24 protein-coding genes are annotated in these 26,721 nt (G+C 37.3%); 15 read left to right on the forward strand and 9 right to left on the reverse strand.

Going from position 1 to position 26,721, the window contains the following annotated elements; translation table 11 throughout:
* Positions 1-44: 44 nt before the first annotated feature.
* The 6 genes from G5B37_RS03145 to G5B37_RS03170 all read left to right on the forward strand — a co-directional run bounded on the left by G5B37_RS03145 (position 45) and on the right by G5B37_RS03170 (position 5,886).
* On the forward strand, positions 45-1,241 hold the full coding sequence (locus G5B37_RS03145; protein ID WP_164678621.1) for a sensor histidine kinase: 1,197 nt from the start codon (positions 45-47) through the stop codon (positions 1,239-1,241).
* Between the two features lie 44 nt (positions 1,242-1,285).
* On the forward strand, positions 1,286-3,211 hold the full coding sequence (locus tag G5B37_RS03150) for a BatA domain-containing protein (protein ID WP_164678623.1): 1,926 nt from the start codon (positions 1,286-1,288) through the stop codon (positions 3,209-3,211).
* Positions 3,212-3,213: 2 nt separating this feature from the next.
* Positions 3,214-4,470, forward strand: coding sequence for a dihydroorotase (locus G5B37_RS03155; RefSeq protein ID WP_164678624.1), 1,257 nt, complete (start codon positions 3,214-3,216; stop codon positions 4,468-4,470).
* Positions 4,463-4,783, forward strand: a complete 321-nt coding sequence (locus G5B37_RS03160; protein WP_164678625.1) for a hypothetical protein — start codon at positions 4,463-4,465, stop codon at positions 4,781-4,783. Before G5B37_RS03155 ends, G5B37_RS03160 begins: the two co-directional genes overlap by 8 nt.
* Positions 4,784-4,818: 35 nt before the next feature.
* The gene (locus G5B37_RS03165) at positions 4,819-5,163 is read left to right on the forward strand and encodes a DUF4870 domain-containing protein (RefSeq protein WP_164678626.1); all 345 of its coding nucleotides are present in this window, start codon (positions 4,819-4,821) and stop codon (positions 5,161-5,163) included.
* A gap of 63 nt (positions 5,164-5,226) precedes the next feature.
* Positions 5,227-5,886, forward strand: a complete 660-nt coding sequence (locus G5B37_RS03170) for an alpha/beta hydrolase (RefSeq protein WP_164678627.1) — start codon at positions 5,227-5,229, stop codon at positions 5,884-5,886.
* Positions 5,887-5,908: 22 nt separating this feature from the next.
* On the opposite strand, the gene G5B37_RS03175 is transcribed toward G5B37_RS03170, so the two are convergent.
* Positions 5,909-6,403, reverse strand: coding sequence for a hypothetical protein (locus G5B37_RS03175; protein ID WP_164678628.1), 495 nt, complete (start codon positions 6,401-6,403; stop codon positions 5,909-5,911).
* Between the two features lie 26 nt (positions 6,404-6,429).
* The gene (locus G5B37_RS03180) at positions 6,430-7,212 is read right to left on the reverse strand and encodes an MBL fold metallo-hydrolase (RefSeq protein WP_164678629.1); all 783 of its coding nucleotides are present in this window, start codon (positions 7,210-7,212) and stop codon (positions 6,430-6,432) included.
* 83 nt (positions 7,213-7,295) lie between these two features.
* Here G5B37_RS03180 and G5B37_RS03185 point away from each other — a divergent pair, with 83 nt between their 5' ends.
* A complete protein-coding gene (locus tag G5B37_RS03185; protein ID WP_164678630.1) occupies positions 7,296-8,753 on the forward strand; it encodes a TonB-dependent receptor in 1,458 nt (485 codons plus the stop codon).
* Between the two features lie 25 nt (positions 8,754-8,778).
* A complete protein-coding gene (locus G5B37_RS03190) occupies positions 8,779-9,696 on the forward strand; it encodes a hypothetical protein (RefSeq protein WP_164678631.1) in 918 nt (305 codons plus the stop codon).
* A gap of 54 nt (positions 9,697-9,750) precedes the next feature.
* On the opposite strand, the gene bcp is transcribed toward G5B37_RS03190, so the two are convergent.
* A complete protein-coding gene (bcp, locus tag G5B37_RS03195; RefSeq protein ID WP_164678632.1) occupies positions 9,751-10,206 on the reverse strand; it encodes a thioredoxin-dependent thiol peroxidase in 456 nt (151 codons plus the stop codon).
* A gap of 28 nt (positions 10,207-10,234) precedes the next feature.
* Between bcp and G5B37_RS03200 the strand changes: the two genes are divergently transcribed.
* Positions 10,235-10,909 (forward strand): endonuclease III domain-containing protein, encoded by a 675-nt coding sequence (locus G5B37_RS03200; protein ID WP_164678633.1) that lies wholly within the window; start codon positions 10,235-10,237, stop codon positions 10,907-10,909.
* A gap of 253 nt (positions 10,910-11,162) precedes the next feature.
* Here the strand turns inward: G5B37_RS03200 and G5B37_RS03205 are convergent, their stop codons facing one another.
* The gene (locus tag G5B37_RS03205; RefSeq protein ID WP_164678634.1) at positions 11,163-11,747 is read right to left on the reverse strand and encodes an RNA polymerase sigma factor; all 585 of its coding nucleotides are present in this window, start codon (positions 11,745-11,747) and stop codon (positions 11,163-11,165) included.
* A gap of 362 nt (positions 11,748-12,109) precedes the next feature.
* Here G5B37_RS03205 and uvrA point away from each other — a divergent pair, with 362 nt between their 5' ends.
* The 3 genes from uvrA to G5B37_RS03220 all read left to right on the forward strand — a co-directional run bounded on the left by uvrA (position 12,110) and on the right by G5B37_RS03220 (position 17,045).
* Positions 12,110-14,890 (forward strand): excinuclease ABC subunit UvrA, encoded by a 2,781-nt coding sequence (gene uvrA / locus G5B37_RS03210; RefSeq protein ID WP_164678635.1) that lies wholly within the window; start codon positions 12,110-12,112, stop codon positions 14,888-14,890.
* A gap of 116 nt (positions 14,891-15,006) precedes the next feature.
* Positions 15,007-15,576: a hypothetical protein gene (locus G5B37_RS03215; RefSeq protein ID WP_164678636.1), complete on the forward strand. Its 570-nt coding sequence runs from the start codon at positions 15,007-15,009 to the stop codon at positions 15,574-15,576.
* 212 nt (positions 15,577-15,788) lie between these two features.
* Complete coding sequence (locus G5B37_RS03220; protein ID WP_164678637.1) at positions 15,789-17,045, forward strand: hypothetical protein; 1,257 nt, start codon at positions 15,789-15,791, stop codon at positions 17,043-17,045.
* Positions 17,046-17,108: 63 nt separating this feature from the next.
* On the opposite strand, the gene G5B37_RS03225 is transcribed toward G5B37_RS03220, so the two are convergent.
* From G5B37_RS03225 to G5B37_RS03235, 3 genes are all read right to left on the reverse strand, one after another.
* Positions 17,109-18,389, reverse strand: coding sequence for a glycosyltransferase family 4 protein (locus tag G5B37_RS03225; RefSeq protein WP_164678638.1), 1,281 nt, complete (start codon positions 18,387-18,389; stop codon positions 17,109-17,111).
* Positions 18,389-20,833 (reverse strand): hypothetical protein, encoded by a 2,445-nt coding sequence (locus G5B37_RS03230; RefSeq protein ID WP_164678639.1) that lies wholly within the window; start codon positions 20,831-20,833, stop codon positions 18,389-18,391. Before G5B37_RS03230 ends, G5B37_RS03225 begins: the two co-directional genes overlap by 1 nt.
* Positions 20,834-20,932: 99 nt before the next feature.
* A complete protein-coding gene (locus G5B37_RS03235) occupies positions 20,933-21,208 on the reverse strand; it encodes a DUF4834 family protein (RefSeq protein ID WP_164678640.1) in 276 nt (91 codons plus the stop codon).
* 111 nt (positions 21,209-21,319) lie between these two features.
* Between G5B37_RS03235 and G5B37_RS03240 the strand changes: the two genes are divergently transcribed.
* From G5B37_RS03240 to G5B37_RS03250, 3 genes are all read left to right on the forward strand, one after another.
* Complete coding sequence (locus G5B37_RS03240) at positions 21,320-22,342, forward strand: transporter (RefSeq protein WP_164678641.1); 1,023 nt, start codon at positions 21,320-21,322, stop codon at positions 22,340-22,342.
* Between the two features lie 12 nt (positions 22,343-22,354).
* Positions 22,355-23,473 carry a GNAT family N-acetyltransferase gene (locus G5B37_RS03245; RefSeq protein WP_164678642.1) on the forward strand — a complete coding sequence of 373 codons (1,119 nt, stop codon included), beginning with the start codon at positions 22,355-22,357 and terminating at the stop codon, positions 23,471-23,473.
* A gap of 77 nt (positions 23,474-23,550) precedes the next feature.
* Positions 23,551-24,168, forward strand: coding sequence for an N-acetylmuramoyl-L-alanine amidase family protein (locus G5B37_RS03250; protein WP_164678643.1), 618 nt, complete (start codon positions 23,551-23,553; stop codon positions 24,166-24,168).
* A gap of 87 nt (positions 24,169-24,255) precedes the next feature.
* On the opposite strand, the gene G5B37_RS03255 is transcribed toward G5B37_RS03250, so the two are convergent.
* Together G5B37_RS03255 and G5B37_RS03260 are read right to left on the reverse strand one after the other, a co-directional pair.
* Positions 24,256-25,515 carry an aminotransferase class I/II-fold pyridoxal phosphate-dependent enzyme gene (locus G5B37_RS03255; protein ID WP_164678644.1) on the reverse strand — a complete coding sequence of 420 codons (1,260 nt, stop codon included), beginning with the start codon at positions 25,513-25,515 and terminating at the stop codon, positions 24,256-24,258.
* A gap of 143 nt (positions 25,516-25,658) precedes the next feature.
* Positions 25,659-26,693: a PLP-dependent cysteine synthase family protein gene (locus tag G5B37_RS03260; RefSeq protein WP_164678645.1), complete on the reverse strand. Its 1,035-nt coding sequence runs from the start codon at positions 26,691-26,693 to the stop codon at positions 25,659-25,661.
* Positions 26,694-26,721 lie beyond the last annotated feature (28 nt).

The following is a 26,721-nucleotide window of genomic DNA, read 5'->3' on the forward strand; positions in this document are numbered from 1 at the left end:
TGTTTTCGAGCGACGTTCCATAGTAAAACGTACATTACAATTATATGATATCCCCAAAGACCCCAGATAACGAGCAACAGAGGCTCGAAGCTGTACACTCCTACGGCCTTTTAGACACCCTTCCGGAAGAAGAGTTTGACGATATTACAAGTCTAATTGCAGGAATTTGCGAAGCCCCAATTTCTTTAATTACGCTTTTAGATGCCGAAAGAAATTTCTTAAAATCACATTACGGTCTGCCTTTTAACGAATCTTCTAGAGACATTTCTTTTTGCGGACATGCCATTTTAGAGCCTGAACCGCTATTTATTATCGAAGATGCTAGACTAGACCCTCGTTTTGAAGATAATCCGTTAGTTATTGAAAACAAGGCTGTTTTTTATGCAGGCGCCCCCCTACGTACCGAAGATGGTTTGTCATTGGGTACCTTATGTATTTTTGATACCAAACCACGGGTGCTTTCAAAAAAGCAGAAAAAGATAATTATCGCTATGGCAAAGCAAGTGGTTAAGCTATTTGAATTACAAAAAAAGAATATAGCATTAAAGAACACCAGAGACACCTTACAGAAGCGAAATAGAGAGCTAAAGGAATTCGCCGGTATAGTATCTCACGATTTAAAATCACCCCTTGCCAACATAACAGCGCTTGCACGCCTGCTAAAAGAAGAATACGGACCAAATTTTGACGCTACAGGTAACCAGTATATCGATTATATAGAGGAGTCTTCGCTTACTTTGAAAACGTACATTGATGGAATGTTGAAATATTACAAAAGTGATGAGCTGCTAGCGAAAGAAAAGGTCTATGTCTCGTTGTCTGCCATTTATGAAGAAATAGAAGATATTCTTTTTATAGATAATGCAGAATTTAAACATCCGGAAGATGATATTACCATTTTTGTAAATCAGCCAGCGCTGGTTCAAATTTTTATAAATCTTGTTGGCAATTCATTAAAATACAATCGAAGTAGCGTACCGAGTGTGACAACCACCTTTGCTGAAAATGATTCTTATTACATTTTTTCAGTTCAAGACAACGGGATTGGTATTGACGCAAAAAAGCAAGAAGGAATATTTCAGCTATTTAAAACTACGGGAGAAAAAGATCGGAACGGACATATAGGAACGGGTATCGGACTAGCAACGGTATTGAACATTGTTAGCAAGCTTGGTGGTATGATTTCTTTAGAATCTGAACTAGGAATAGGAACCACTTTCACCTTTACCATAAAGAAGTAGTAAGTTTCGAAACCATTTTCTATCTTTGGGCAATCTTATAAGGAATGCAGTTTAAACACCCAGAACTTCTTTACGCACTTTTTTTACTGCTCATCCCTATTATTATTCATCTTTTCCAACTTCGGAAATTTCAGAAAATTGCTTTTACGAACGTTGCTTTTCTGAAAAAGGTCAATATCCAGACAAGAAAAAGTTCACAACTAAAAAAGTGGCTTACTCTTTTACTACGCTTACTAGCACTAGCCTTTATTATTCTCGCTTTTGCGCAACCTTTTACTGCTTCAAAGACCGCCTTAAACAGTAAAAAAGAAACGGTAGTGTACTTAGACAATAGCTTTAGTATGCAAGCTAAAGGTGCAAATGGGCCTTTGCTACAACGGGCTAAACAACAATTATATGACGAGGCCACGGGAGATTCAAAAATTAGCTGGCTTACCAACACCACCCAACAAAAAAACACCAGCATTCAAGATTTTAAATCGGCTGTACTAGAAACTCCCTACGTAGCTAAACAGCTAACACCAGACGAGGTGATTTTAAAGGCTAATCAGTTATTTTCAAAGGATGTTGGAAGTGACAAACGATTGTTATGGATTTCAGACTTTCAATCGAATGGGGTCCCTCCTAACGTTCCTACTAATATTTCTGTTGAAGCCGTACAACTGCAGCCTCAAAACTTTAACAATGTTAGTATTGATACTGCATACATAGCATCGCAAAACGCTAGTACGATAAAATTGAACGTAAGTGTTTCGGCTATGGGCACCACACCTGCTTCGGTAGCAGTTTCGTTATTTAACGGTAACGCATTAGTGGCCAAATCGGCAGTAGATTTTTCAGCAAAAAAGGAAAACACCGTTACATTCGATGTAGACGCCAATACGGTTTTTAAAGGAAAGCTTACCATAGATGATGCCAATCTAAGTTATGATAACAGCTTATATTTCAGCATTAACACGCCTAAGAAAATAAAGGTTTTGTCTATTTCAGAAAGTAATGCAGCATTCTTACAGCGTATCTTTGACAACAGCGAGTTTGAATATGTGGCGCAAACTGCTAACCAACAGGATTACAATGCTTTTTCTGATCAGAATTTTATTGTACTTAACGAACTTGAATCAATTCCTAATTCACTTGTTACTGCGGTTGCCGATTTTGTTACCAAAGGAGGAAGTATCCTAATCATCCCTTCAGAAGAAGGTAGATTACAAGAGTACAACACGCTTTTAAATCGTTTACAAGTAGGAAATTTTGATGGCATTGCTAAGCAGGAAAAGAAAATTACGCAAATTGTGTTTTCTCACCCGCTTTACAAAGATGTTTTTGAACGCCAAGTGGCAAATTTCCAATATCCAAAGGTAAATGCTTACTACCCTACTAGCACCAATGCAACTGCGGCATTAAAGTTTGAAGACGGTAAACCTTTTATTATTCAACAAGGAAGTGTGTACGTAGGTACCGCAGCGTTTAATGATGGCAATAGTAATTTCAAGAGTTCTCCGCTTATTGTGCCTACCCTACTCAATATGGCACAACAGAGTCTCCCAATTACACAGTTGTATTACCATACGGGCGTACAAAACACCTATGCGGTTCCAGTAAATTTGGTGCAAGATGAAATTGTTACTCTAAAAGATAGTGTTTCAAATTTTGTTCCGTTGCAACAAGCAAAAGCCAATAAAGTACTAATTACAACAACCGACGAACCTGGAATCGCAGGAATTTTCGGCATAGAAAATAATGGCACCTTTCTGGAAGACGTGAGTTATAATTTCCCTAGATCAGAAAGTAATTTAACCTACTTAGACGTGGGCGATTGGCAAAATGTGCGTAATTATGATAGTATAGAAACCTTATTCGACACGCTTACTGAAGAAAATAGTATTACAAGTTTCTGGAAATGGTTTGTTATTTTTGCCTTACTATTCCTTATTCTTGAAATGTTAGTGCTGAAATTTTACAAAAATTAACTATGGGTGCAATTTTACTAAAAGACGCGACTATAATAGATGCTACGAGTAAACATCATGGCAAGAAACGAGACATCTTAGTAGAGAATGGAAAGGTTGTTAAAATAGCAGCAACCATTCCTACAAATGACGCTAAGGTGGTAAAAAAAGATAACCTTCATGTTTCGTGCGGTTGGTTTGATAGTAATGTATGCTTTGGAGAACCCGGATTTGAAGACCGAGAAACTATTTCAAATGGCCTAAAAGTTGCCGCGGCGTCTGGGTTTACTCATATTGCACTTAATGCCAATACAGAACCCGTTGTAGACAATAAATCTGGTATTCAATATGTAAAAGGTAAAGCTCAGGGACACGCTGTCTCGTTACATCCGGTAGGCGCTTTAACGCAAAAAAGTAAAGGAGAACACTTAGCCGAGTTGTACGACATGACTACAGAAGGTGCCGTTAGTTTTTATGATTATCAACACCCCATAGAAAATGCGAATTTGCTAAAAATAGCGCTACAATATGCTCAAAATTTTGATGCATTGGTACAGTCATTTCCTATGAACCCTTCTATTGCTAGAACAGGTTTAGTGCATGAAGAGATTAACAGTACTAAATTAGGATTAAAAGGTATTCCCTCACTTTCTGAAGAATTACAAATTACACGTGATCTCTACCTACTAGAATACACTGGAGGTAAATTGCATATTCCAACCATCTCTACTAAGAAGTCTGTTGCCTTAATTAAGGAAGCTAAAAAGAAAGGCCTAGATGTTAGTTGTAGCGTATCTATAAATAATCTCTGCCTTACAGATGATACCCTAGCATCTTTTGACACCAACTACAAACTTTTACCTCCTCTACGAACTAAAGAAGACGTAACTGCGCTTAAAAAAGGTTTAGAACAAGGTGTTATAGACGGGGTTACGAGCAACCATGACCCGAGAATTATAGAAGACAAAAAAACAGAATTTGACCATGCCGCCTTTGGGAGTATCGGACTAGAAAGTTGCTTTGGAGCTTTGTTGGGTGTGGTGGATGTAGAAACCGCAGTACAAGCATTAATAGGCTTAAAGAAACGCTTTGGACTACCGTGTAATGCTATTTCAGAAGGAGTTAATGCAGACCTTACACTCTTCTCGCCAAGCACAACTTGGAAATTTGAAACTAAACACATTCTATCTACGTCAAAGAATGCCGCCATGTTAGAACAACCTATGCAAGGTAAGGTGTATGGTGTTTTTGCAAATAAAAAATTAGTTCTGAATGAATAGTTCTCCAGCTGGCAAAACTAAAGCCGTAATTGCATACATCACTTTTGTAGGGATGTTTATAGCTGTTTCAATGAACAAAGACAAACCAGAAGCCTTTGCTACTTGGCACATAAAAAACATGTTTGGTTTATGTCTCTTAATGTTAGTTGCCATTGTTAGCCAATACAATATCAATCTTTTACTAGGCGATATCTTATATATTACTGCATTTGTGTTATGGTGCTATAGCTTGGCTATGGCGATAGCGAATAAAACAACGGGTATTCCTTTCTTCAGTAAAAAGTTTCAAACGTGGTTTACATTTTTGGGGTAGAATTACTACCTTTAGGCATAACCAATCTTAACATCATGGAAACCAACAAAACCGTAGAAGAAGGAAAAACTATGGCAATTATTGCCTATGTTACATTAATTGGGCTAATTATTGCTTTTATCTCTAACAACAGCTCTAGAAATGAATTTACCAGTTACCATATAAGGCAAAGTCTCGGTATTATTTTGTTATCAATAATTTTAAGCTTTGTAGTAAGCATTCTTGTAAGTATAATTTATATTCCATTTCTGTCTAACTTAGTATATGTTATTTCTTTGATACTGATGATTCTGGGTATTATGAATGCTGCGCAAGGAGAAAAAAAGCCAGTTCCCGTAGTAGGTTCTTTTTTTGCAGATATTTTTAAAAACTTCGGATAAGTAAAGGTTTAAAGTATTTAAGTAAGCCGCAGTTTTGTAACTTGCGGCTTCTTTAATATATACATGGAAAAACAAGTTTTATCTCTAGATCACAATTATAAACCGGCAATTTCTAATGGAACTAAACCCCCGGCAATTATAATGCTGCATGGGTTTGGTAGCGATGAGAATGATTTATTTTCTTTTGCTTCAGAATTGCCTGAAACATATGCTATTTTTTCTTTGAAAGCCCCCATACCAATGCAACCTTATGGCAATGCTTGGTACAATATCTATTTTGATGATGCCAACGGAAAGTTTAGTGATGATGAGCAAGCTATCGCTTCACGAGAGTTGGTAGTGAAGTGTATTGATGAAATTGTTGAGAAATACGAAATAGACTCAGACAACATCACCTTGCTAGGGTTTAGCCAAGGCACTATTCTCAGTTTTTCAATTGCGTTAAGTTACCCAGCAAAGGTGAAAAATGTTATCGGGCTAAGCGGCTATATAAATGAAGCTATCTTAAAAGAAGGTTTTGAATCGAATGATTTTAGCAAACTCAATGTCTATACATCTCACGGTACAGTAGACCAAGTAATTCCTGTTGCTTGGGCACAAAAAACCAAGCCTTTTTTAGAAAATTTATCGATACCGTGTACCTATTCAGAATTTCCTGTGGGGCATGGCGTTGCACCGCAAAACTTTTATGAATTCAAAACATGGTTAGCATCACAACAGTAGCATCCTTTGCTGCTGTCTTAAATTAATTTGTATAAATTACGGCGTCTATGGTTTTAAGGAACAGCTTATTGTTTTCATCAAAAAAGTAATCTATAAGCACCTCGCCCCAATAATTACCATCACTAAAATTACCAATTACCCAACGGTGGTTTAAAAATTTCACCTTGTTAATACGCATCTCACCCACACCTCCTTCTACCGGCACTAGTGGGTTTCCTCCAGCCTCAAAGTTTTTTTCATGAATAGCATCTGAAACCATTTTCTTTACTTCTTCGGCCTCCATTCCAAGGTTTTCCAAATAGGTCATTGCATCATCGTTACCCATTAAATTGAAATAATTTGCTTCAACAAGTTGGTTCTGGGCTTGCAATCTAAGTGAGTCAGCCTCTTGCTTCTGCAAGGACAAACCGTTTATCTGTTTTTCCTGAGACTCAAAAATGGACTTTTCATTCATATACTGAAAGATTATGAACAGTACGGCAAAAAAGAACAGGTACATAAATATTTTATTTCTCATAGTCTTTAGTCTTTAGTCTTTAGTCTTTAGTTTATAACTTCTATTTTCAGTCCGTCGTATGCTAGGTAAACATTTTCTGGTAATTCTTTTTCTATTTCAGCATGAAACCCGAATAGGTGACTAATATGCGTAAAATATGTTTTTTTAGGCTGTATTCGCTGAATTAAAGCCAAAGCTTCATCTAAGTTTAAATGTGAATGATGCGATTCTTTTCGCAGGCAATTAAGCACTAGAACCTCAGTATTTTTTATTTTTTCAATTTCGGCATCATCCATTGTTTTTACATCCGTTAGGTAGGTAAACCCATCTATCTTAAAACCAAGTATTGGCAATGCACCATGATAGGCTTCTACCGGAACTACTTCCTTTTCAGCTAGAAAAAAAGAAGTTGTTTTATCCACTTCTATTTCCTGAATTGTAGGAGCTCCTGGATATTTATTCTCCGTTTCAAAAATATAAGCAAAGCGCTGATGAAGTGAATTGAAGACACGTGCATGCGCATAAAAGGCAACATGTCCTTTCTGAAAAGAAAACGGTCTAATGTCGTCTAGGCCAGCCGTATGGTCACTATGTTCATGTGTAAGTAAAATTCCGTCAATTTCCTCAACTTGTTCTCGTAGCATTTGTTGTCTAAAATCAGGACCACAATCAATGATGTAAGTATGGTTGTTCCAAGAAAGTAATACAGAAACTCGCAATCTTTTATCTTTGAAATCGTTACTTCTGCACACGGGATGTTTACTTCCAATCACAGGAATTCCTTGAGAGGTCCCAGTCCCTAAAAATGTTACGGTAAGCGCTGATTTCATATGCACAAAAATAATGGTATTTTTTTTAGTTTGCCTTACCTATTCGTTACCTTTGTTAGTGTACATATAAAACGTATAATAGTATGCCAGATATGATTAAGGGGGATAAAGAATTTGAAAATATCCCTTCCATACGAAGTAAAGCGTTACGCATAAACCTGAATGAAAATATTTACGGCACATTTGCCGAAATTGGAGCGGGTCAAGAAACGGTTCGAAATTTCTTTAGAGCCGGTGGTGCATCAGGTACCATTGCAAAAACAATGTCTGCGTACGACAAAGATTTTAGTGACGCAATTTATGGGGTTGAAGAAGATCAGCGCTATGTAACCGAATCTAGGTTAAAAAAGATGCTGAATCATGAAATGGAGCTTATCGAAGAGCGAATTGTACGTGAAAAGCACCCAGAGAAACTCTTCTTCGCATATGCCAATACAGTTGCGACTATCGATTTTGCGAAGAAATATAAAGGGCATGGCTGGTTAGGTATTCGATACCAAACTAGACCCGAAGAAGATTATAGCGAAATTATATTGCACATACGATTCCATGAAAATGACGCAGTAGCACAACAAATCACATTAGGAATTTTAGGGGTTAATTTAATTTATGGCGCTTACTATAAATTTGACCAACCACGAAAACTACTTCGCTACCTCTACGATCATATCGATAAAGACAAAATTGAAATCGACACCATTAACTTTTCAGGACCTAAGTTTGAAAAAGTTGATAACAGGTTAATGAGCTTACAGCTGATTAAGAATGGCATGACAGACGCCGTTATGTTTGGACCAGACGGAAACAATATCTTGCCTGCTCGAATTTTATACAAAAAGAACATTTTAGCCTTACGCGGCAGCTTTAGACCCGTAACTAAAGTGAATATAGATATGTATGAGAAATCATATGAAATGTTCTTAAAGGAGAATCGAGTTGAAAAAGATCGCACCGAAGTAATTTTTGAAATTACCTTATCCAATCTACGTGCAGAAGGAGAAATAGACGAAGAAGACTTTATGGATAGAGCACGACTACTCTGCTCATTAGGTCATACCGTTATGATTTCTAATTTTCAAGAATATTACAAACTGGTTGAATACTTCTCAAGGTATACCAAAATGCGCTTAGGCTTAGCCATGGGCGTAAATAATTTGGTTGATATCTTTGATGAGAAATACTACCGTCATCTTAGTGGTGGTATTCTCGAAGCCTTCGGAAAGCTCTTTTTTAAAGACCTTAAAGTGTATTTATACCCAATGCGCGATCCAGAAACTGGAGAGTATACTACGAGCGAGAACCTCAAGGTACATCCACGTATGAAAGAATTATATAAATTCTTTAAATACAATGGTAAGGTGGTTGACATCGAAGATTTTAATGATAAAATTTTAGATATCTTTTCTAGAGAAGTACTTTCTATGATTGAAAATAATGAAAGTGGTTGGGAAGCTATGTTACCATCTGGTGTAGGCAATATTATTAAAGAGAAGCACTTGTTTAGTTGCAATCAAGGCAATAAATCTGCAGTGACTGACTAGCAGTGCATAATCCATATAATTTACAATGAGGTTACTTCTAATTGTACTATTAATATGTTCTACTATTGGCCATAGTCAGACAAACATCGACACGGCAAAAGTTAATATCCCAGGAACAAAAATCTTTATCCAAAAACCACCCTCTTTTGAATTGTCAAAAGACTTCGACGGATTAGAAAATGGTTCCAGCACAATCACTTTTCGCGAATTTATTTTAGGAAACTATCATGATTTTGAAAAAACATTGACCCCAGAGTTATTTGAGAAAAGCAAAGCGATAATTCTTGATCTTCAAAAATGTAAAATAGGAACTTACGATGGCACCCTAGTTTTACAAGAAAAGCAAGACCAACTAAGCTTACAGCTTATGTTTGGTAATACTAGTTTATTGTTTTTAGTAACTGCCCACTTCGATAGAAATCAGCCAAAAATAGTAGACGAAATAAAAGCCTCATTTTTTTCTATTGAATATAAAATGAACCAATCACTTTTTAATTCAAGGAAAGCTACGTTTAGTATTGACGATACTAACAACTTGTTTCAATTTTCTAACGAAAAAATGGGTATTTTCTTTTTTACTAAGCATGGAAAGAAAAGGAGGATTTCTGAAAGTTCATCAGAATTATATTCCGTTTATCAAAATGAATATGAAGTAGATGGTATTACTCCACAATTTGTTTACGACGTAGCGTTCGATAACAGTTACTTGTACAGAAGCATCGATATTCTAGAGCATAGAGAAACTCAAAGAAAAACTATTAATGGTATTGATTCTTATGAAAAAGAGCTCATTGCACTATTTAATGGAGTTAAGACAAAATTTACGTTGACTGCACTCATTAAAGGTAGAAAATCACTTTTTATTGAATCTTTTAGCCAAATTGATGATCTAGAATCCCAGACTGAATTTCAAAAGTTAACAGAGTCTATAACAATTAAGTAGATCAAACTTTTAAATTAGCCGTTAACACTAAAATTCTTGTACTGCAATAACAATTTAAGCTTCAAGAATCTGTGCCGCGTGATCTTTTGTTTTTACTTTATCTATTACGCGCGCTACAACTCCATTTTCATCTACAATAAAAGTTTTTCTATGAATACCATCGTATTCTCTTCCCATGAACTTTTTTAATCCCCAGACGCCAAAAGCATTAATCACCTCTTTGTTTTCATCTGCCAGCAATGGAAATGGAAAATCGTATTTATTCTTAAAATTGGTCTGTCTCTTTTCACTATCTGCACTAACACCTAATAGATGGTAGCCATTGTCCTGCAACACCTTATAATTATCTCGAAGGTTACACGCCTCTGCTGTGCAGCCTGGGGTACTTGCTTTTGGATAGAAAAAGACAACCAACTTTTTCCCCTTATAGTCTGAAAGTGAAATCGGATTACCTGCTTCGTCGTTTACTGTGAAATTAGGGACCGAATCGCCCACTTGTAATGTTTTCATACCTTATTTTTGCATAAAAGTAGGTAAAATGACCAAACAAGAAAAGGTAGATTTTGTTATTAGTACGTTAAAAAACATTTATCCTGAAATACCAATTCCATTAGATCATAAAGATCCGTACACCTTACTTATAGCCGTGTTACTTTCTGCTCAGAGTACCGATGTACGCGTGAATAAAATTACACCGCTATTATTTGAAGTTGCAGATAACCCCTATGATATGGTGAAACTTTCCGTAGAAGAAATTCGAGAGATTATTAAACCCGTAGGACTCTCTCCGATGAAATCTAAAGGTATTCACGGACTCTCAAAAATTCTTATTGAAAAATATGATGGCAAAGTTCCAGAAAATATTGCAGCCCTAGAAGAACTTCCCGCTGTGGGCCATAAAACAGCTAGCGTGGTAGTCTCGCAAGCCTTTGGTATTCCGGCTTTTCCAGTAGACACACATATTCATAGACTTATGTATCGTTGGGGGTTTAGTAATGGTAAAAATGTAGTTCAGACCGAAAAAGACGCAAAAAGATTATTTCCCGAGGCCATCTGGAACGAATTACATCTCCAAATTATTTGGTATGGAAGACAATATTCTCAAGCACGTGGTTGGGATTTAGAAAAAGACATTATCACTAAAACTATTGGTAGGAAAAGCGTGATAAACGACTATTACAAAAAGAAAGAAAAACGACAAAAAAAGGCATAAAAAAACCCCGGAAGTGGTGAGTTTCCGGGGTTTTCCAAAGTTTAGTTTAGAAGCGCTTCAAACTTCAATTTATTATAATCTATAACACTTAAAGCCTTCGAATAATCCAGAAGAAATTTTATTGTTTCTTCTTTAGGAACCATATTTTTCTCCACGTGTCCCGGTCGTGGCGTTTCAGAGTACATTTTTTGCATAGAACGTAATTTTTGAGGTTAATGTTACCTAATAACGCCCTATCAAAATGTTTATTGTACTAATTTGTCAATATAATGTTATGTTTATCAATTACTTTACGCAAATTGATAAGTGCATAGCGCATTCTACCTAGTGCAGTATTTATACTTACACCCGTTTGTTCGCTAATTTCTTTAAAGCTCATATCCTTGTACATACGCATCATGAGCACCTCTTTCTGATCTGCTGGCAACTCTTCTATAAGTCGTCGAACATCGCTTTCAACTTGCTCTTTAATGATAGTTTTCTCAGCATTCAAATTTCCGTCAGATAATACCGAAAAAATATTGAAATCGTCATTATTTTCAAATTTCGGCATTCTATTATTCTTTCTGAAATAGTCTATCACCAAGTTATGCGCAATTCGCATTACCCACGGTAAAAACTTACCTTCCTCGTTATAAGCTCCTCTTTTTAAGGTTCTTATTACTTTAATAAAAGTGTCTTGAAAAATATCTTCAGCAACGTCACGATCGAAAACCTTCGAGTAAATGAAACTGTAAATTCTTTGTTTGTGGCGAGTAACTAAATCGCTAAGTGCAGATTCATTGCCTTGCATGTACGCACTAACCAAAGTGGCATCTGTAGCTATGCTTTTTCTCATAATCAATACTTTTAAATAATAAACAACTAGTATTTTGGTCGATAAGTCGTTTAGGTATTTTAAATTTTAAAGTAATGATATGCTATAGGCAATAATTTTATTTAATATCGTTGTGAGCCGTAAATATAATAACAAAGATTTATGATATGCAAAGAAAATGTGAGTTTTTTCTTAAACTTTTGTTGAAATTTCCTTTTAAGACTTCCTTTAAACCCAATAACCAACACGTTTTGTTAAAGTTTTAACAAATTAAAATATTTTTATAAAATTTTCGATTCCCCTCATAAAAAAAAGCCATTAAACCTAAAAAATGATGTTGTATTGGTATCTTTGCACGACTATAAAAGACCCTTGCAAATCTATTGAAAATCGAAGCCGTAGATACTAAAAAGAATATTGTCATTCAGGGTGCTAAATTGCACAACCTTAAGGACATTTCAGTAGCAATACCACGAAATAAACTTGTGGTGATTACTGGGCTGTCTGGTAGCGGTAAATCAAGTTTGGCATTTGATACATTATACGCAGAAGGCCAGCGTAGATACGTTGAGAGCTTATCGTCTTATGCAAGGCAGTTTCTTGGTAGACTAGACAAACCTAAGGTAGATTCTATTAAAGGAATTGCACCAGCAATCGCTATCGAACAAAAGGTAAATACAACAAATACCAGATCTACCGTTGGAACTTCAACTGAAATATATGACTATTTAAAGCTGCTTTACACCCGTATTGGTAAAACATTCTCACCTGTTTCTGGTCTGGAAGTCAAAAAAGACACCGTTACCGATGTTATAAACCACATAAAAAGTTATGCCGTTGGGGAAAAACTCCTCCTCCTCGCTCCTATTCATCTAGAAGAAGGCCGTAGCATGGAGAATAAAATCCAAGCGCTAGCACAACAGGGATATGCTAGAGTTAAGGTAGGGACTAAGGTGGTGCGAATAGACGAACTATCTAAAACACTGCCGCAAGATATCCTCCTAGTCGTAGACCGAATTATTACCAAAGATGAAGAAGATTTTTACAATCGGTTAGCAGATGCCATAGAAATGGCCTTTTTTGAAGGTAAAGGCGAACTATACATCGAAAATTTAAACGATGGCACACTAAAAGAATTTAATAATAGATTTGAAGCAGACGGGATTACCTTTATGGAACCTAACGTGCACTTGTTTAGCTTTAATAATCCGTATGGTGCTTGTCCTACATGCGAAGGATACGGCGATGTGATTGGCGTAGATGAAGATTTAGTGATTCCAAATACAGCACTATCGGTATACGACAATGCAATTTTTCCGTGGCGTGGTGATAGCATGGGTTGGTACAGAGACCAGCTCGTGAATAATGCGTATAAATTCGATTTCCCGATTCATAAACCCTGGTTCGAACTCAGCCCAGAGCAACAGCAATTAGTATGGGATGGCAATGAACATTTTGAAGGTCTGCATAGTTTCTTTTCATATTTAGAATCTAAAAACTATAAAATCCAGAATCGTGTAATGCTTTCGCGTTACCGTGGAAAAACCAAATGTAGTACGTGTCATGGTAAACGATTACGTCCTGAAGCAAGCTACGTAAAAATAAATGATACTTCACTGCAAGACTTGGTATTACAGCCCCTTGATGAGCTTGCCTTATTTTTTAAAAACTTAACACTTGATAAATACGAGCAGAAAATAGCCAAAAGGCTGTTGCTTGAAATTAATAACCGTCTTTCATTCTTAATGGATGTAGGCCTAAGCTACCTTACCCTTAACCGAAAAAGTAATACACTTTCAGGTGGGGAATCCCAACGAATTAATTTAGCCACTTCGTTGGGTAGTAGCTTGGTAGGCTCTATGTACATCTTAGACGAACCAAGTATTGGCTTACACCCAAAAGATACTGAACGCCTGATTGGTGTTTTAAAATCACTTCGTGACTTAGGAAATACAGTAATTGTCGTAGAACATGATGAAGACATCATGAAAGCTGCAGATGAAATTATTGATATTGGTCCGGAAGCAGGAACCTTTGGTGGTGAAATTGTAAACACAGGTACGTTTAACGATATTCTAAAAGGCGACTCCTTAACTGCGGGTTACCTTAATGGTACACTTCAAATAGATGTGCCAGCTAAACGACGTACCTCAAATAGCAAGGTTACAATTCAAGGTGCACGCCAAAACAATTTAAAAAATATTGACGCTACGTTTCCCTTAGGAGCGTTCACTGCAGTTACAGGTGTTTCGGGTAGCGGAAAAAGTACCCTAGTAAAGAAAATTTTGTACCCAGCGTTACAACGTGAAATAAGTGGCTTTGGTGAAAAGCCCGGACAGTTTACCAAACTCGAAGGAAGTTTCAGCAGTATTAAAAACATAGAATTTATAGATCAAAATCCTATTGGTCGCTCTAGCAGAAGTAATCCCGTAACTTATATAAAGGCATACGACGATATTAGAAATCTGTTTGCGTCTCAAAAACTAAGTGATATAAGAGGCTATAAGGCAAAACATTTCAGTTTTAATGTAGATGGAGGACGTTGTGAAACCTGCAAAGGCGAAGGAGAAGTTACTATTGAGATGCAATTTATGGCAGATGTGCATTTAGAATGCGACACTTGCAACGGAAAACGTTTTAAGAAAGAAATACTAGAAGTAACTTTTAACGAAATCAACATAGATCAAGTTTTAAGAATGACCGTAGACGATGCGATTGCATTCTTTAAAACACACGAACAAACGCGTATCACCAATAAGCTACAACCACTGCAGGATGTTGGTCTTGGATATGTGCAATTAGGACAAAGTTCTTCTACCCTATCTGGCGGAGAAGCACAACGTATCAAACTTGCTTCGTTCCTTATTAAAGGTAATACCAAAGAGAAGGCAATGTTTATCTTCGATGAACCTACTACGGGGCTTCACTTCCACGATATCAAAAAACTATTAGCTTCATTTTATGCGCTGCTAGATAACGGGCATACCGTAATTGTGGTTGAGCACAATCTTGATCTTATTAAGTGTGCAGACCATATTATAGATCTTGGACTTGAAGGCGGAACCAAGGGCGGAGAAATCATTGCTCAAGGGACTCCAGAAGAGGTGGCTAAGAGCAAAAAGTCGATTACAGCACCATATCTTTTGGAGAAACTATCGGTTTAAAACACTACTACTCTACTCATTATCAGACTACTAATTTTTTGGCATGGCTCTTGGTTTTTAACAACCAAGCGTATTCCGAAATCGCTTAAATTTCGGTTCATCTAAATACATTCGTTATGAAGAAAGCAATTCTAATGGTAGCAGTGTTCCTCGTTGGAGCCGCTACGCAGGCAATGGCAAACCACCAAACTAGTGTAGAACGCACCCCTATTAAACGTGCTGGTTTTAATTTTAGCAAAGAAGTTCAATTTGTTGAACAAGGTATTTTATATACCATCGCTAGCAACGGGACTTTTACATTTAAGAAAATAAATGGTGCTTCGTATAGCATGTATAGACACCCAAATAAAATTGATAGACGACGCGGTAGGTATTTAAAGAGTAGAAACAATCGTCTACATATAGTTAAGGACCGCTTCGGAAATATTCGCTCAATTAACAATACGCGAATTACCTATAAGCGAAATGGTAAAGTGAAAACCGTTGGGACTGTTTCACTACAGTACCAAAGAGGAAGGCTCACGCATGTTGGAAATATGAAACTTGTATACAATCGTTTTGGCGCTATTAGAAATACGATAGGTCACGTAAACAAATTCAATGAAAAGTTTTGGCACGATGATTGGTATGTATATAATGACCGATACAATGATGATGAAAACGGTCGAAGAGTTAGAACAAAATAAGACAATATAGTTTTTTGGTTGGTTAGTTAAAACCCGTTATTTCAATCTTGAAATTGCGGGTTTTTTTAATGTGTTAAACTTCAACAACATTTATACCCCTCGTAACCCCAATAAAATCAACACTTTTCATTTTTGGCACGGTCGTTGTTTTATAAAAGTCGTAAGTGCTGACCAAAAATAGTTAAAGCAAGTACAACCTAAATTTCTAAATTATGAAAAAGTTAATCTTAATCTTTTGTAGCATGTTTCTCATCACAAGTGTGGCTTCTGCCAACAACAACGTGAGTGAAGAAACCACTTTAAACCGATACGACGGAAAGCGATACATCTTTACTGAAGGTGCTGTAGAGTTTTCTGTATTCCCAGATGGTCAGTTCGACTTTGTGTATGTTGGAGGCCATAGAGGCGATAATATTAACGTAAATGTAAACACCCCTGGGGTAAGCGTTTCATTTAACTCAGGATACGATTACGAAATGTATGTGCAGTACGATGATTATGGTGCTGTGATACAAGTTGAAGACGTTGCAATCTATTATGACGAATTTGGACGAATTGTTCAGGCTGGTGATGTAGAAATTAGATATAATAACAGACGTATTGTTAATGTTGGTAGTCTTGTAGTTCATTACAATAACTACGGATATTTTAGCCACTGCACAGGGTTTATTAGTCCATGGAACCGTTACTACGTATACCGCCCATGGCATGTATATTACGTTGCTCCAATATTTTCAAGTTGCATTGTTTACGATTACCCATATAGAAGGTATTATGCACCAGTAAGATATAGCTGGGGACACCACAGACAGTATTATAGAAATGGGTACCGTAGTGGTTACAGAAACGCTCGTAGAGACTTTTACCGTCCAGGAAGCCGAGTGCATTATAAAAATGGAAGAACGGCTGTAAATAAGAGTTTCAACCCAAACCGTAGAAATACCATGGCTACTACTTCTAGAAATGGAGGAAGATCTGGTGTAACAACAAACAGAGGGTATACTCAAAACAGAAGAAGTACCGACAGTCAATTAACGAATAAAACGAGTCGAGGTACTGTAAACAAAGGACGTCCAAGTACATCTACTAACCGTAGTTTGTCTACCTCAAATCGAGTAGGTTCTAACACAAAAAGTCGTCCAAGTACAAACACGAGTCGTGGAAACGTTATAAAATCACGTCCGTCAGGAAATAACTCGAGTAGAACTGTTCAGAAGTCTAACCGCGTTTCCTCTAGAGGAAATACAACAATAGGTAGACCTTCGTCAAACAAGCGTACTGTTGCTAAGAAAACAAGTAGTAATAGATATAAAACGAAGAGCACTGCCTCACGAAACACGAGCAGCTCTAGAGTGACTAAAAGCAGAACGTCAAGTAGAAGCTCTAATGCTTCTAAAGCTAGAAGTTCTTCTTCAAGAAGTAAAAGTAGCTCACGTAGCACTACTCCTAGAAAAGGGAGAGGCTTATAAGATTTTTTGGTTGGTTAGTAGAAACCCTCGCTATTTGCTCTAGCAAATGCGGGGGTTTCGTTTTTATAGTTCTTTCAAAATTGTAGCCATATGTTGGGTAAGATTTTTCCTAGTATATTTTGAAATATCTGTTGTAATGGCCTCTAATTCTTTCTTCTGAAAGCGTCTGTATAAGTGCAACACCTCTTCTTTAAGCAGATTCTTGTTGTTAGGTGTAAAAAACTGCCCTCGCCCCGTTTGGTCAATGATATCTTTTATATCGCTCCCCTCGGGACCCAATGCTATAATTGGTCGCTTAGCTCGTAGATATTCAAATAATTTACCTGGTAGAATAGCCTTGGTTTCTAGACTGTCAATTTCTATCAATAACAAAACCTGTGCGTTATGCTGAAGTTGAAGCGCTTCTGTATGCGAAACATACCCCACATTCCGAAGATTCTCACTAAGGCCAAATGCAGAAAGCGAGTCTAAAATTGACTGCCCTATTACACCCGCTAATACAATTTCCGTAGCCTCGCGAAATCCTTCAATTTCTGAGGCTAATTCACTTAACACCTCCCACAAAATCAACGGATTTCGCTCACTTAGTAAAGACCCTACATGTGCTAATGAAAATTTTGAATCTAAATTTGGTGTAATTACCTCCTTTGCCTCAAAACCATTAGTTACAATTGTGATAGGTGTTTTGGTAAGCGCTTCAAATTCTTTTTTAGTCGTCGGACTTGTTACTGTAACGTGAGTAGCTTCCTGCAATACAAGAGTTTCTAAACGTTTATGCTTTCGCCGAGATGCTGTAGTTAATCGAAGCGACTCATGATAGTGTATGGTTGTCCACGGATCTCTAAAGTCGGTTACCCATGGTAGCCCTAGCTCCTTAGACAGTTTTAATCCTATTAAGTGCAAGCTATGCGGTGGCCCTGTTGTTACCATTGCTTCTACAGGGTTTTGAGACAGGTAGTTTTTAAGGTATTTCACCGAAGGCTTTACCCACCCAACCCTTGCATCTGGAATAAAGAAGTTTCCTCTAACAAAAAGTAAAAATTTTTCAGTAAAAGAAAGCTGCTTCTTCGCTATAATACCACTACTCATTTGTTTAGTTTTCTTTTTTGAAAACCATTTTGCAAACCGGTAAGGCTCCTTCACTGGCTGACTAATAATTTCAATTTCTTTAGGGATTTCGGCTATAAAACTATCATCCTGCAACGGGTAATGAGCATTCTCTGGAATGTACACCACCGGAGTTATACCAAATTCTCGAAAGTATTTAACAAAATACAACCAGCGCTGTACTCCTGGCCCTCCTGCTGGCGGCCAATAATATGTTATGATGAGCACTCGTTTCATTACGAGTTTTCTTCCTTTTTACTTCGGAAACTGAAAAATAAACCTCCTAAAATCGCTAGTATCACAAGGATACTACTGGCTAAAGAGATCATACTTCCTTTTTTCACTACCGCTGGTTCAAACTTGAACTCAATTTTATTATTTCCTTCAGGAATCACCATGCCTCGTAGTAAATAATTCACCCTAATATATTCAGCCGGGTTGTCATTTATATAGGCATTCCATCCATCTTTGTAGTACATTTCTGAAAAGACTGCAAATTGTGCACTTTTTGTACTTGTTTCATAAGTGAGATGGCTGGGTTCATGAAATACAAGATCTATAGTCGCAGTGCTATCTCTCACTACATTCTCTAGTGGCAACTGATCCTTAAATTCGGAATGAACTATCACGGTTTTCTTAGTGTCTAAGCTATCAAGCATTTTAATCTCTTCGTCTGCAGAATTTGCAAACTGAACATTTTCTACAAACCAAGCAGGACCGTTTACATACGGATTTCTTTGCGCTACAGGTCCGCCGCCTTTATTCTGAACAATAAAATACTTCACATTGAGCATATTCATAATTCCCACATCTCCATTATACAAATAGAAATCTGCAATATCATTCATACGCCTTGGTTTAGCAGCATGATACCCTCCTAACGCATTGTGATAAAAGCTAGCCGCACCGCTGTTGAATGCATTTGCAGTTGCGTCATAGACTCTAAAGTGACCTTCATCTTTTAAGATCATTTCATCGGCTCCAGACATCGGGAACGGTTGTTCCATCACACGTTTCTGAACAAAATCTTCATTATTAACATAGCGTCTGTCTACTCCTACCAAATCAACTAATAGCAACACCACTAGCACTCCAATAGCTACGGTTTGTTTTAGCTTGTCTTTCAGAAAAAACCACAAAGCCCCTGCTGTCAATAATATTAACAGTAGTGAGCGAATTGCATCCTTTACAAAGAGTAAAGCCCGATCTGCCCGAACAGCTTCCACCAATTCGTTACCTAATTGCTCGCGAATACCAGCGTCGTACGGACTTCCAAAATCGAAACCGGGGATAGCCGATTTCAGCACTAAAAAAACCACCACAACACCACCAACAATACTGGTTGCATAGAGCAAGGCTTTTTTCCGTTTTTCTTCTTTGGTGAATTCATTAAAAAATTGATGTAAACCTACCACTGCTAATACAGGTATTATAAGCTCAATTAAGACTTGTATAGATGACACAGCCCTAAACTTATCGTACAGAGGCACATAATCTATAAAAAGTTGAGTAAGCCAATCTAAATTCTTTCCCCATGATAAAAAGAGGCTGAGTAACAAACCAGCGGTAGCCCACCATTTTAATCGTCCTCGTACTAGAAAAAGTGCTAGTATGGCTAAAAATAATATGACGGCACCCACATAAGCTGGTGCAGCCACTATTGGTTGATCTCCCCAATATACAGGCAATTGCTGTAAGACTTGGTTAGCTTCTTGCGGTGAAGCGCCTAATTTAATTAAGGCCTCTACTGTTTCGCCATCTTCGGGTAAAGGCTCGCTACTACCACCACCCATAAAACGTGGAATAAGCAAGTTGAAGCTCTCTAACTTTCCGTAGCTGTATTCTGTAATATAATCGTAGTCTAAGCCCGATGTACGCACCTTAGGTGAGCCATCTGGATTAATAGTTAGGTCGCTTGCGCCACGCGTAGAAGTATCGGCGTACTCCTTTGTTGCAAGAATATTGGTAGCATTTAGGCCAATAGCAAGTAGTACCCCAACTAGCATAACACCAACAGCTTTAAAGTAATGAGGAAGTAATTTCTTTTTTACGGCATCTACGAGATAGGCAATACCAATACAGATTACTAGCATTAACAAATAGTACGTCATTTGGTAGTGATTAGCTACCAACTCTAATCCCATTGCTACAGTAGTTAGCAGAAAACCCCAGAGATATTTGCCTCTAAATGTTAGAATAATACCACTTAAAACTAGTGGCATATACGCAATGGCATGAGCTTTTGCATTGTGACCTACACCTAAGATTATAATGAGATATGTAGAGAATCCAAAAGCAAGGGCACCTAAAAACGCTAATTTATAGTCAACTTTCAGCACAAGAAATAAAATGTACATACCTATAAAATAGAGAAATAGATAATCTGCTGGACGCGGTAAAAACCGCAACGTGAGATCGAGTTTCTTAATGTAGTTGTTTGGGTACTTAGCCCCTAATTGGTAGGTGGGCATTCCGCCAAATGCAGCGTCTGTCCAATAGGTTTCTTCACCTGTAGTCTTTCTAAAGTCGTTTTGCTGTTTGGCCATTCCAGTATACTGTGCAATATCACTTTGGAAAATTACCTTGCCTTGTAACACTGGGCTGAAATACACTAAAGAGGCTACAATAAATAGTATAATGGCAATTAAATGCGGAAGAAATTTCTTAATTGAAAAATTCATATAAAAAGAATGCTTAATGGAAGCCGAAAATTACAAAAAAGGAAAAGGACTTCGACCGGTTCGCACATATTTAATTGAAGTAGCTCAAAACCATTTGTGTTACTCTACTTCTTCAAAATCTACATAGTCTCCAACTTTTTTCGAGGTCCTTCTAGTATTAGGAGCATCACGGTCTATGGTTATTGTCCCTTCTTCTTCCTGTGTGTTTTTACCAAACGGGTTATTTCCGAAGGGATTGGCGCCAAAAGATTTTTCAAAACGTTCGCCCATTTTCTTGGCAATATACCGCATGAGGTAAGGTTTTGCTAGTTTCCACGAAAAGCGTAGCGCGAAAAATACCAAAAGTACTATAAGTATCGTTCTAAGAAAGTCCATAATAAGGATTGTATTCTGAAATATCAAAAGTACGATTTGCCTAAGAAAAAACGTAGGCACCTCATATTAAAATAATGATAAAATACTATCTTTGACTATAACCGAACAACTATGCGTAAGCTCAAATTTTTAACCTGTTGCCTCTTTTTATTGCCGTTTTTTGGTAATGCTCAATACACCGAAATGATTAATACCAATCGCCCAGGCGTTTCGCAAGGTGCCTTTGGGGTTGGAATTAACGTGCTTCAATTTGAGTCTGGTATAAGCTATGGTAAAGAAAAGCATAGCCTATTAAATACCGAAGCAACAACCATTGGCTGGGATTATTCTGCGCGCTATGGGTTCTGGCGAGAAGAGCTTGAAGTTAGCATAATTGGTAGTTTTCAGAGTAATTCGGTTACCAACAATACCACGAATACGCCTATAGAAAGTAAATTCTCCAATTTCCGAAGTAATACCATTGGCGCAAAATATTTGGTCTATGACCCATATAGAAAGATGGAACTTGAAGGCCCTAATCTATATAGTTATCATGCAAATAATCGTTTCCAGTGGAAAGATTTAATTCCGGCGATTTCTATATATGCCGGCGCAAATTTCGACTTTGCCGATAACCCCTTCACTCCAGAAGCCGAGTCTATGATTAGTCCGAAAGTAGTACTGTCTACTCAAAATAACTGGATTGGCGGATTTGTATTTGTTACCAATATTATTGCCGATAGGATTGGAACCGATTTCCCAACGTATGGCTACATTGTAACCCTTACACATGCTACGAATCGCTACTTTTCTGTATTTTTAGAAAACCAAGGATTTAAAAGTGATTTTTATGCCGATCAGATCCTAAGAGGGGGTGCTGCTGCTTTAATCACAAATAACTTGCACGTAGATGCTTCTGTAGCGTTAAACTTTAAGGATACACCTTCTATTTTTCAAGGAAGAATTGGTGTTGCCTACCGCTTTGACATGCATGACAAAGATGAGTTTATTGAAGAAAAAGGAAAAGCTGGTCGTGAAAAACGAAAAGAAGAAAAAGGTAAAAAGAAAGACAAAAAGAAGAAAAAGAACAAACGTAAAGATGGATTTATTGATGAAGATGGCGGAGATGATGGTGGAGATGGAGGCAATAACTAGGAAGTAGCATGTATGATTGAAATTACCCAAGTAACTAACAAAAAACAGCTTAAACAATTTGTAAACTTTCCTTTTAAGTTATACAAAGGCTGTCCCTATTGGGTTCCACCTTTGGTAAAGGATGAAATGGAAACCCTTGACCAAACAAAGAATCCTGTTTTTAAGAATGCCGAAGCCGACTATTACCTTGCCTATAAAAATGGAGCTATTGCTGGTAGAATAGCAGTAATCGTAAATCATTTAGAGATAAATAAAATTGGCAAAAAGAAAGTTAGATTTGGCTGGTTTGATGTTGTAGACGACATTGCCGTTACCCAAGCCCTACTTGAAAAGGTATACGAAAAAGGAAGAGCACTCAATTTAGAGTATGCCGAAGGACCCGTGGGCTTTAGTAATATGGAGAAAGCCGGCATTCTGGTTGATGGCTATGAAGAAATGAATACGATGATAACATGGTATCATTTTCCTTACTATAAAGAACATTTTAAGCAACTTGGTTTTGAACCACAAGCTACCTGGGTAGAATTTAAGTTAGAAATACCGCCCTCTATCAAAGAAAAGGTTGCTAAATTTTCAAGAATTATTAGAGAACGCTACGGCTTGTCTGTAATTCGATTTAAGAACAAAAAAGAAATTTTGCCTTATGTAGACGCAATGTTTGGTTTACTAAACGAAACTTATAATACGTTACAAACATTTGTACCTATTCAGCAATATCAGATTGATTACTACAAGGAAAAGTATTTCACCTTTATTCAACCTGATTATATTACGTGTATTAAGGATAAAAACGGAAAGTTAATTGCCTTTAGTATTGTTATGCCATCATTCACAAAGGCTCTTAAAAAGGCAAACGGAAGTCTATTTCCGCTAGGTTGGTATCATTTATGGCAAGCACAACGAAAAAATGACCGCGCGGCATTCTATTTAATAGGAATAGATCCCGAATATCAAGGAAAAGGAGTAACTGCCATTATTTTTGAAGAAATGCAGCACCTTTTTAATAGCAAAGGTATAGACAAGGTAGAAACCAACCCTGAATTGGAAGAAAATACAGCCGTGCAAGTGCTTTGGAAAGATTATAACCCAGTAATGCACAAAAAACGTAGTACTTTTAAAAAAGACTTGTAGCAACCTAATTTCTGTAAGGCATACAATAAATAGTAGGTTTTTTTGTTTAGTAATGACTTAACCAACAAATGCCCCAAATGAAAATCGCCCTAAGATTCGCGTTTGCTGTATTCCTACTTACAGCATTTGCATTTACTACTAGCCCAGAAAAAAATTCAAAACCCATTATTGTTGTCATTGATGTATCGCATGGTGGTGCAGACCCGGGTAACAACAATAAATTAGTACTTGAAAAGGAATTGGTGTATCAAATTGCTCAAAAAATGGCAACATTAAATACCAGTGGTTCTATTCAATTACACTTTACCAGAGATGGAGACAAATCGATGTCCCTCCAAGATCGTGTAAAATTTATCAATCAGTTGCAGCCAGATGCTGTGCTTTCGCTACACATGAATGGAGAAAATATTAAAAAGGCGTCTGGTCTTCGTGTCTTTTATTCAGAACGCGCGTTTCAAGATAAAAAGACGCAAAACTTAGCAAGTGAGATTGCTGAAAGTTTTAAAACAAATGGCTTGTTTAGTTCAAGAACCATTGGTAGTGCTCCCTTCTACATTTTAAAACACAGCAACGCCCCAGCCCTCCTTTTGGAATTAGGAAATATGGATAATCCCAGCGATCTAGAACTCGTTAAGGATCCAGCTCAGCAAGAAACGATAGCACAAACCATACTTGACGCTTTAGAACGCCTATAAACAAATATGGAATCACATTAATTAATAAAGCCTGCTATACTTTAGCAGGCTTTTTTATGTAATTATAATATTGTCTCGTATTTCAAACTATTCGCCCATTGCCTGAGCAACAGCAGCAGATAGCCTTTTATATGTTCCATTTTCTAAACGCTCTCTAATAGCATCGAAAGCTTCTAGGGTTTCGTTAATGTCTTCCATAGTGTGCGATGCTGTAGGAATCATACGTAATAAGATTAATCCTTTTGGGATTACTGGATATACCACAATAGAACAGAAAACGCCATGGTTTTCACGAAGGTCTTTTACCAACGCCATCGCTTCTGGGATACTTCCCTTTAAATACACCGGGGTTACGCAGCTCTGGGTTGTACCTATATCAAATCCGCGTTCTTTTAGTCCTCCTTGTAATGCATTCACATTCTCCCATAACTTTTCTTTAAGTTCTGGCATGGTGCGTAGCATATCTAACCGCTTTAGGGCTCCTACTACCAGCTGCATTTGCAACGATTTTGCAAACATCTGTGAACGAAGGTTATACTTTAAGTATTGAATAATTTCATCATCTGCTGCAATAAAAGCACCTGTACTTGCTAAAGATTTTGCGAAAGTGGCAAAGTACACATCAATTTCAGCTTGTACGCCTTGCTCCTCTCCTGCTCCTGCACCTGTTTTACCAAGCGTTCCGAAGCCATGGGCATCATCTACAAACAAACGGAAGTTATATTTTTTCTTTAGTGCTACAATTTCTTTTAGCTTTCCTTGTTCTCCGCGCATTCCAAAAACACCTTCAGAAATTAATAGGATTCCTCCTCCAGTCTTTTCTGCCATTTTTGTTGCACGCTTCAAGTTCTTTTCGATACTTTCCATATCGTTATGCTTATAGGTAAAGCGCTGCCCTAAATGCAAACGAACTCCATCTATAATACAAGCATGCGCATCTACGTCGTATACAATTACATCATCTTTTGAAACCAATGCATCTACGGTAGAAACCATACCTTGGTATCCAAAATTAAGTAGATAGGCAGCTTCTTTTTGTACAAATGCAGCCAACTCATCTTGCAATTGTTCATGCAAATCTGTGTGTCCACTCATCATACGAGCTCCCATTGGGTAGGCAGAACCATATTTAGCTCCAGCTTCGGCATCTACCTTACGTACCTCTGGGTGATTTGCAAGTCCGAGATAATCGTTAACACTCCAAGTAATAACCTCTTTTCCGTTAAACTTCATTCGGTTAGAAATAGGTCCTTCTAACTTCGGAAATACGAAATATCCTTCTGCTTGCTCGGCCCACTTTCCTAGTGGTCCTTTATCTTTATAAATCTTATCGAATAAATCTCTCATCAATACGTTCTGGTTACAATACGAACTGCAAAAATAGGTATTTTATTGACGATGGCAAGAGCATTTATAATTTCAGAAATATTAATAAACAAAAAAATCCCAACACTAGACGCATTGGGATTTTATCTCTTACTATTTTAAAACTATTTTACGTAGTGTACTTTTTCTGCTGCTACAGCCGCAGTGTCTGTAAAACCTTGCTGCTCCATCCATTCGTCACTGTAGACTTTACTCATATATCTTGAGCCATGATCTGGTAAGATTACTACCACAACGCTATCTTTATCAAAAACACCTTCTTCATCGAGTTGTTTTAATCCTTGAACCGCAGCACCACTTGTATACCCAGCGAAAATTCCTTCTGTTTTTGCCAATTCACGTGCCGTGTTGGCACTATCTTCATCGGTTACTTTTATAAAAGTATCTATACTGTTAAAATCTGTAGCATCAGGAATTAAATTTTTTCCTAAGCCCTCAATTCTATACGGGTAGATTTCATTTTTATCAAACTCGCGAGTTTCATGGTACTTTTTAAGCACAGAACCGTAAGCGTCTATACCTATTACTTTAATCTCTGGGTTTTGCTCCTTTAAAAAACGAGCCGTACCAGAAATAGTTCCTCCCGTTCCACTACATGCTACTAAATGGGTGATTTTACCCGCAGTCTGGTCCCAAATTTCGGGTCCAGTTGTTTTGTAGTGTGCGTCTATATTCAATGTATTAAAATACTGATTGATATACACCGAATTTGCAATTTCTGAGTGCAAACGTTTTGCTACTTCGTAATAAGACCTTGGGTCGTCTGCTGCAACATGAGCAGGACACACATGCACTTGCGCACCCATGGTGCGTAACATATTTATCTTATCTTTTGAAGATTTAGAACTTACGGCTAAGATACATTTGTATCCCTTTAAAACACTAACCATGGCAATACTAAAACCAGTATTCCCACTTGTTGTTTCTATAATTGTATCGCCAGGCTTTAAAATACCTTGCTTTTCAGCTTCTTCAATAATATAAAGTGCGATACGGTCTTTGGCCGAATGTCCAGGGTTAAATGCTTCTACTTTAGCATAAAAATTCCCTTTCATTTGTGAGGTAATACGATTGAGTTGAATAAGAGGCGTGTTGCCGATTAAATCCAAAACATTCGAGTAAGCCTTAATGTCTTTCATATACATCGTCTGTTTCTTTAAAGCTAGA

It is taken from the genome of Rasiella rasia (genome assembly GCF_011044175.1).
Taxonomy (GTDB): Bacteria; Bacteroidota; Bacteroidia; order Flavobacteriales; family Flavobacteriaceae; genus Marinirhabdus; species Marinirhabdus rasia.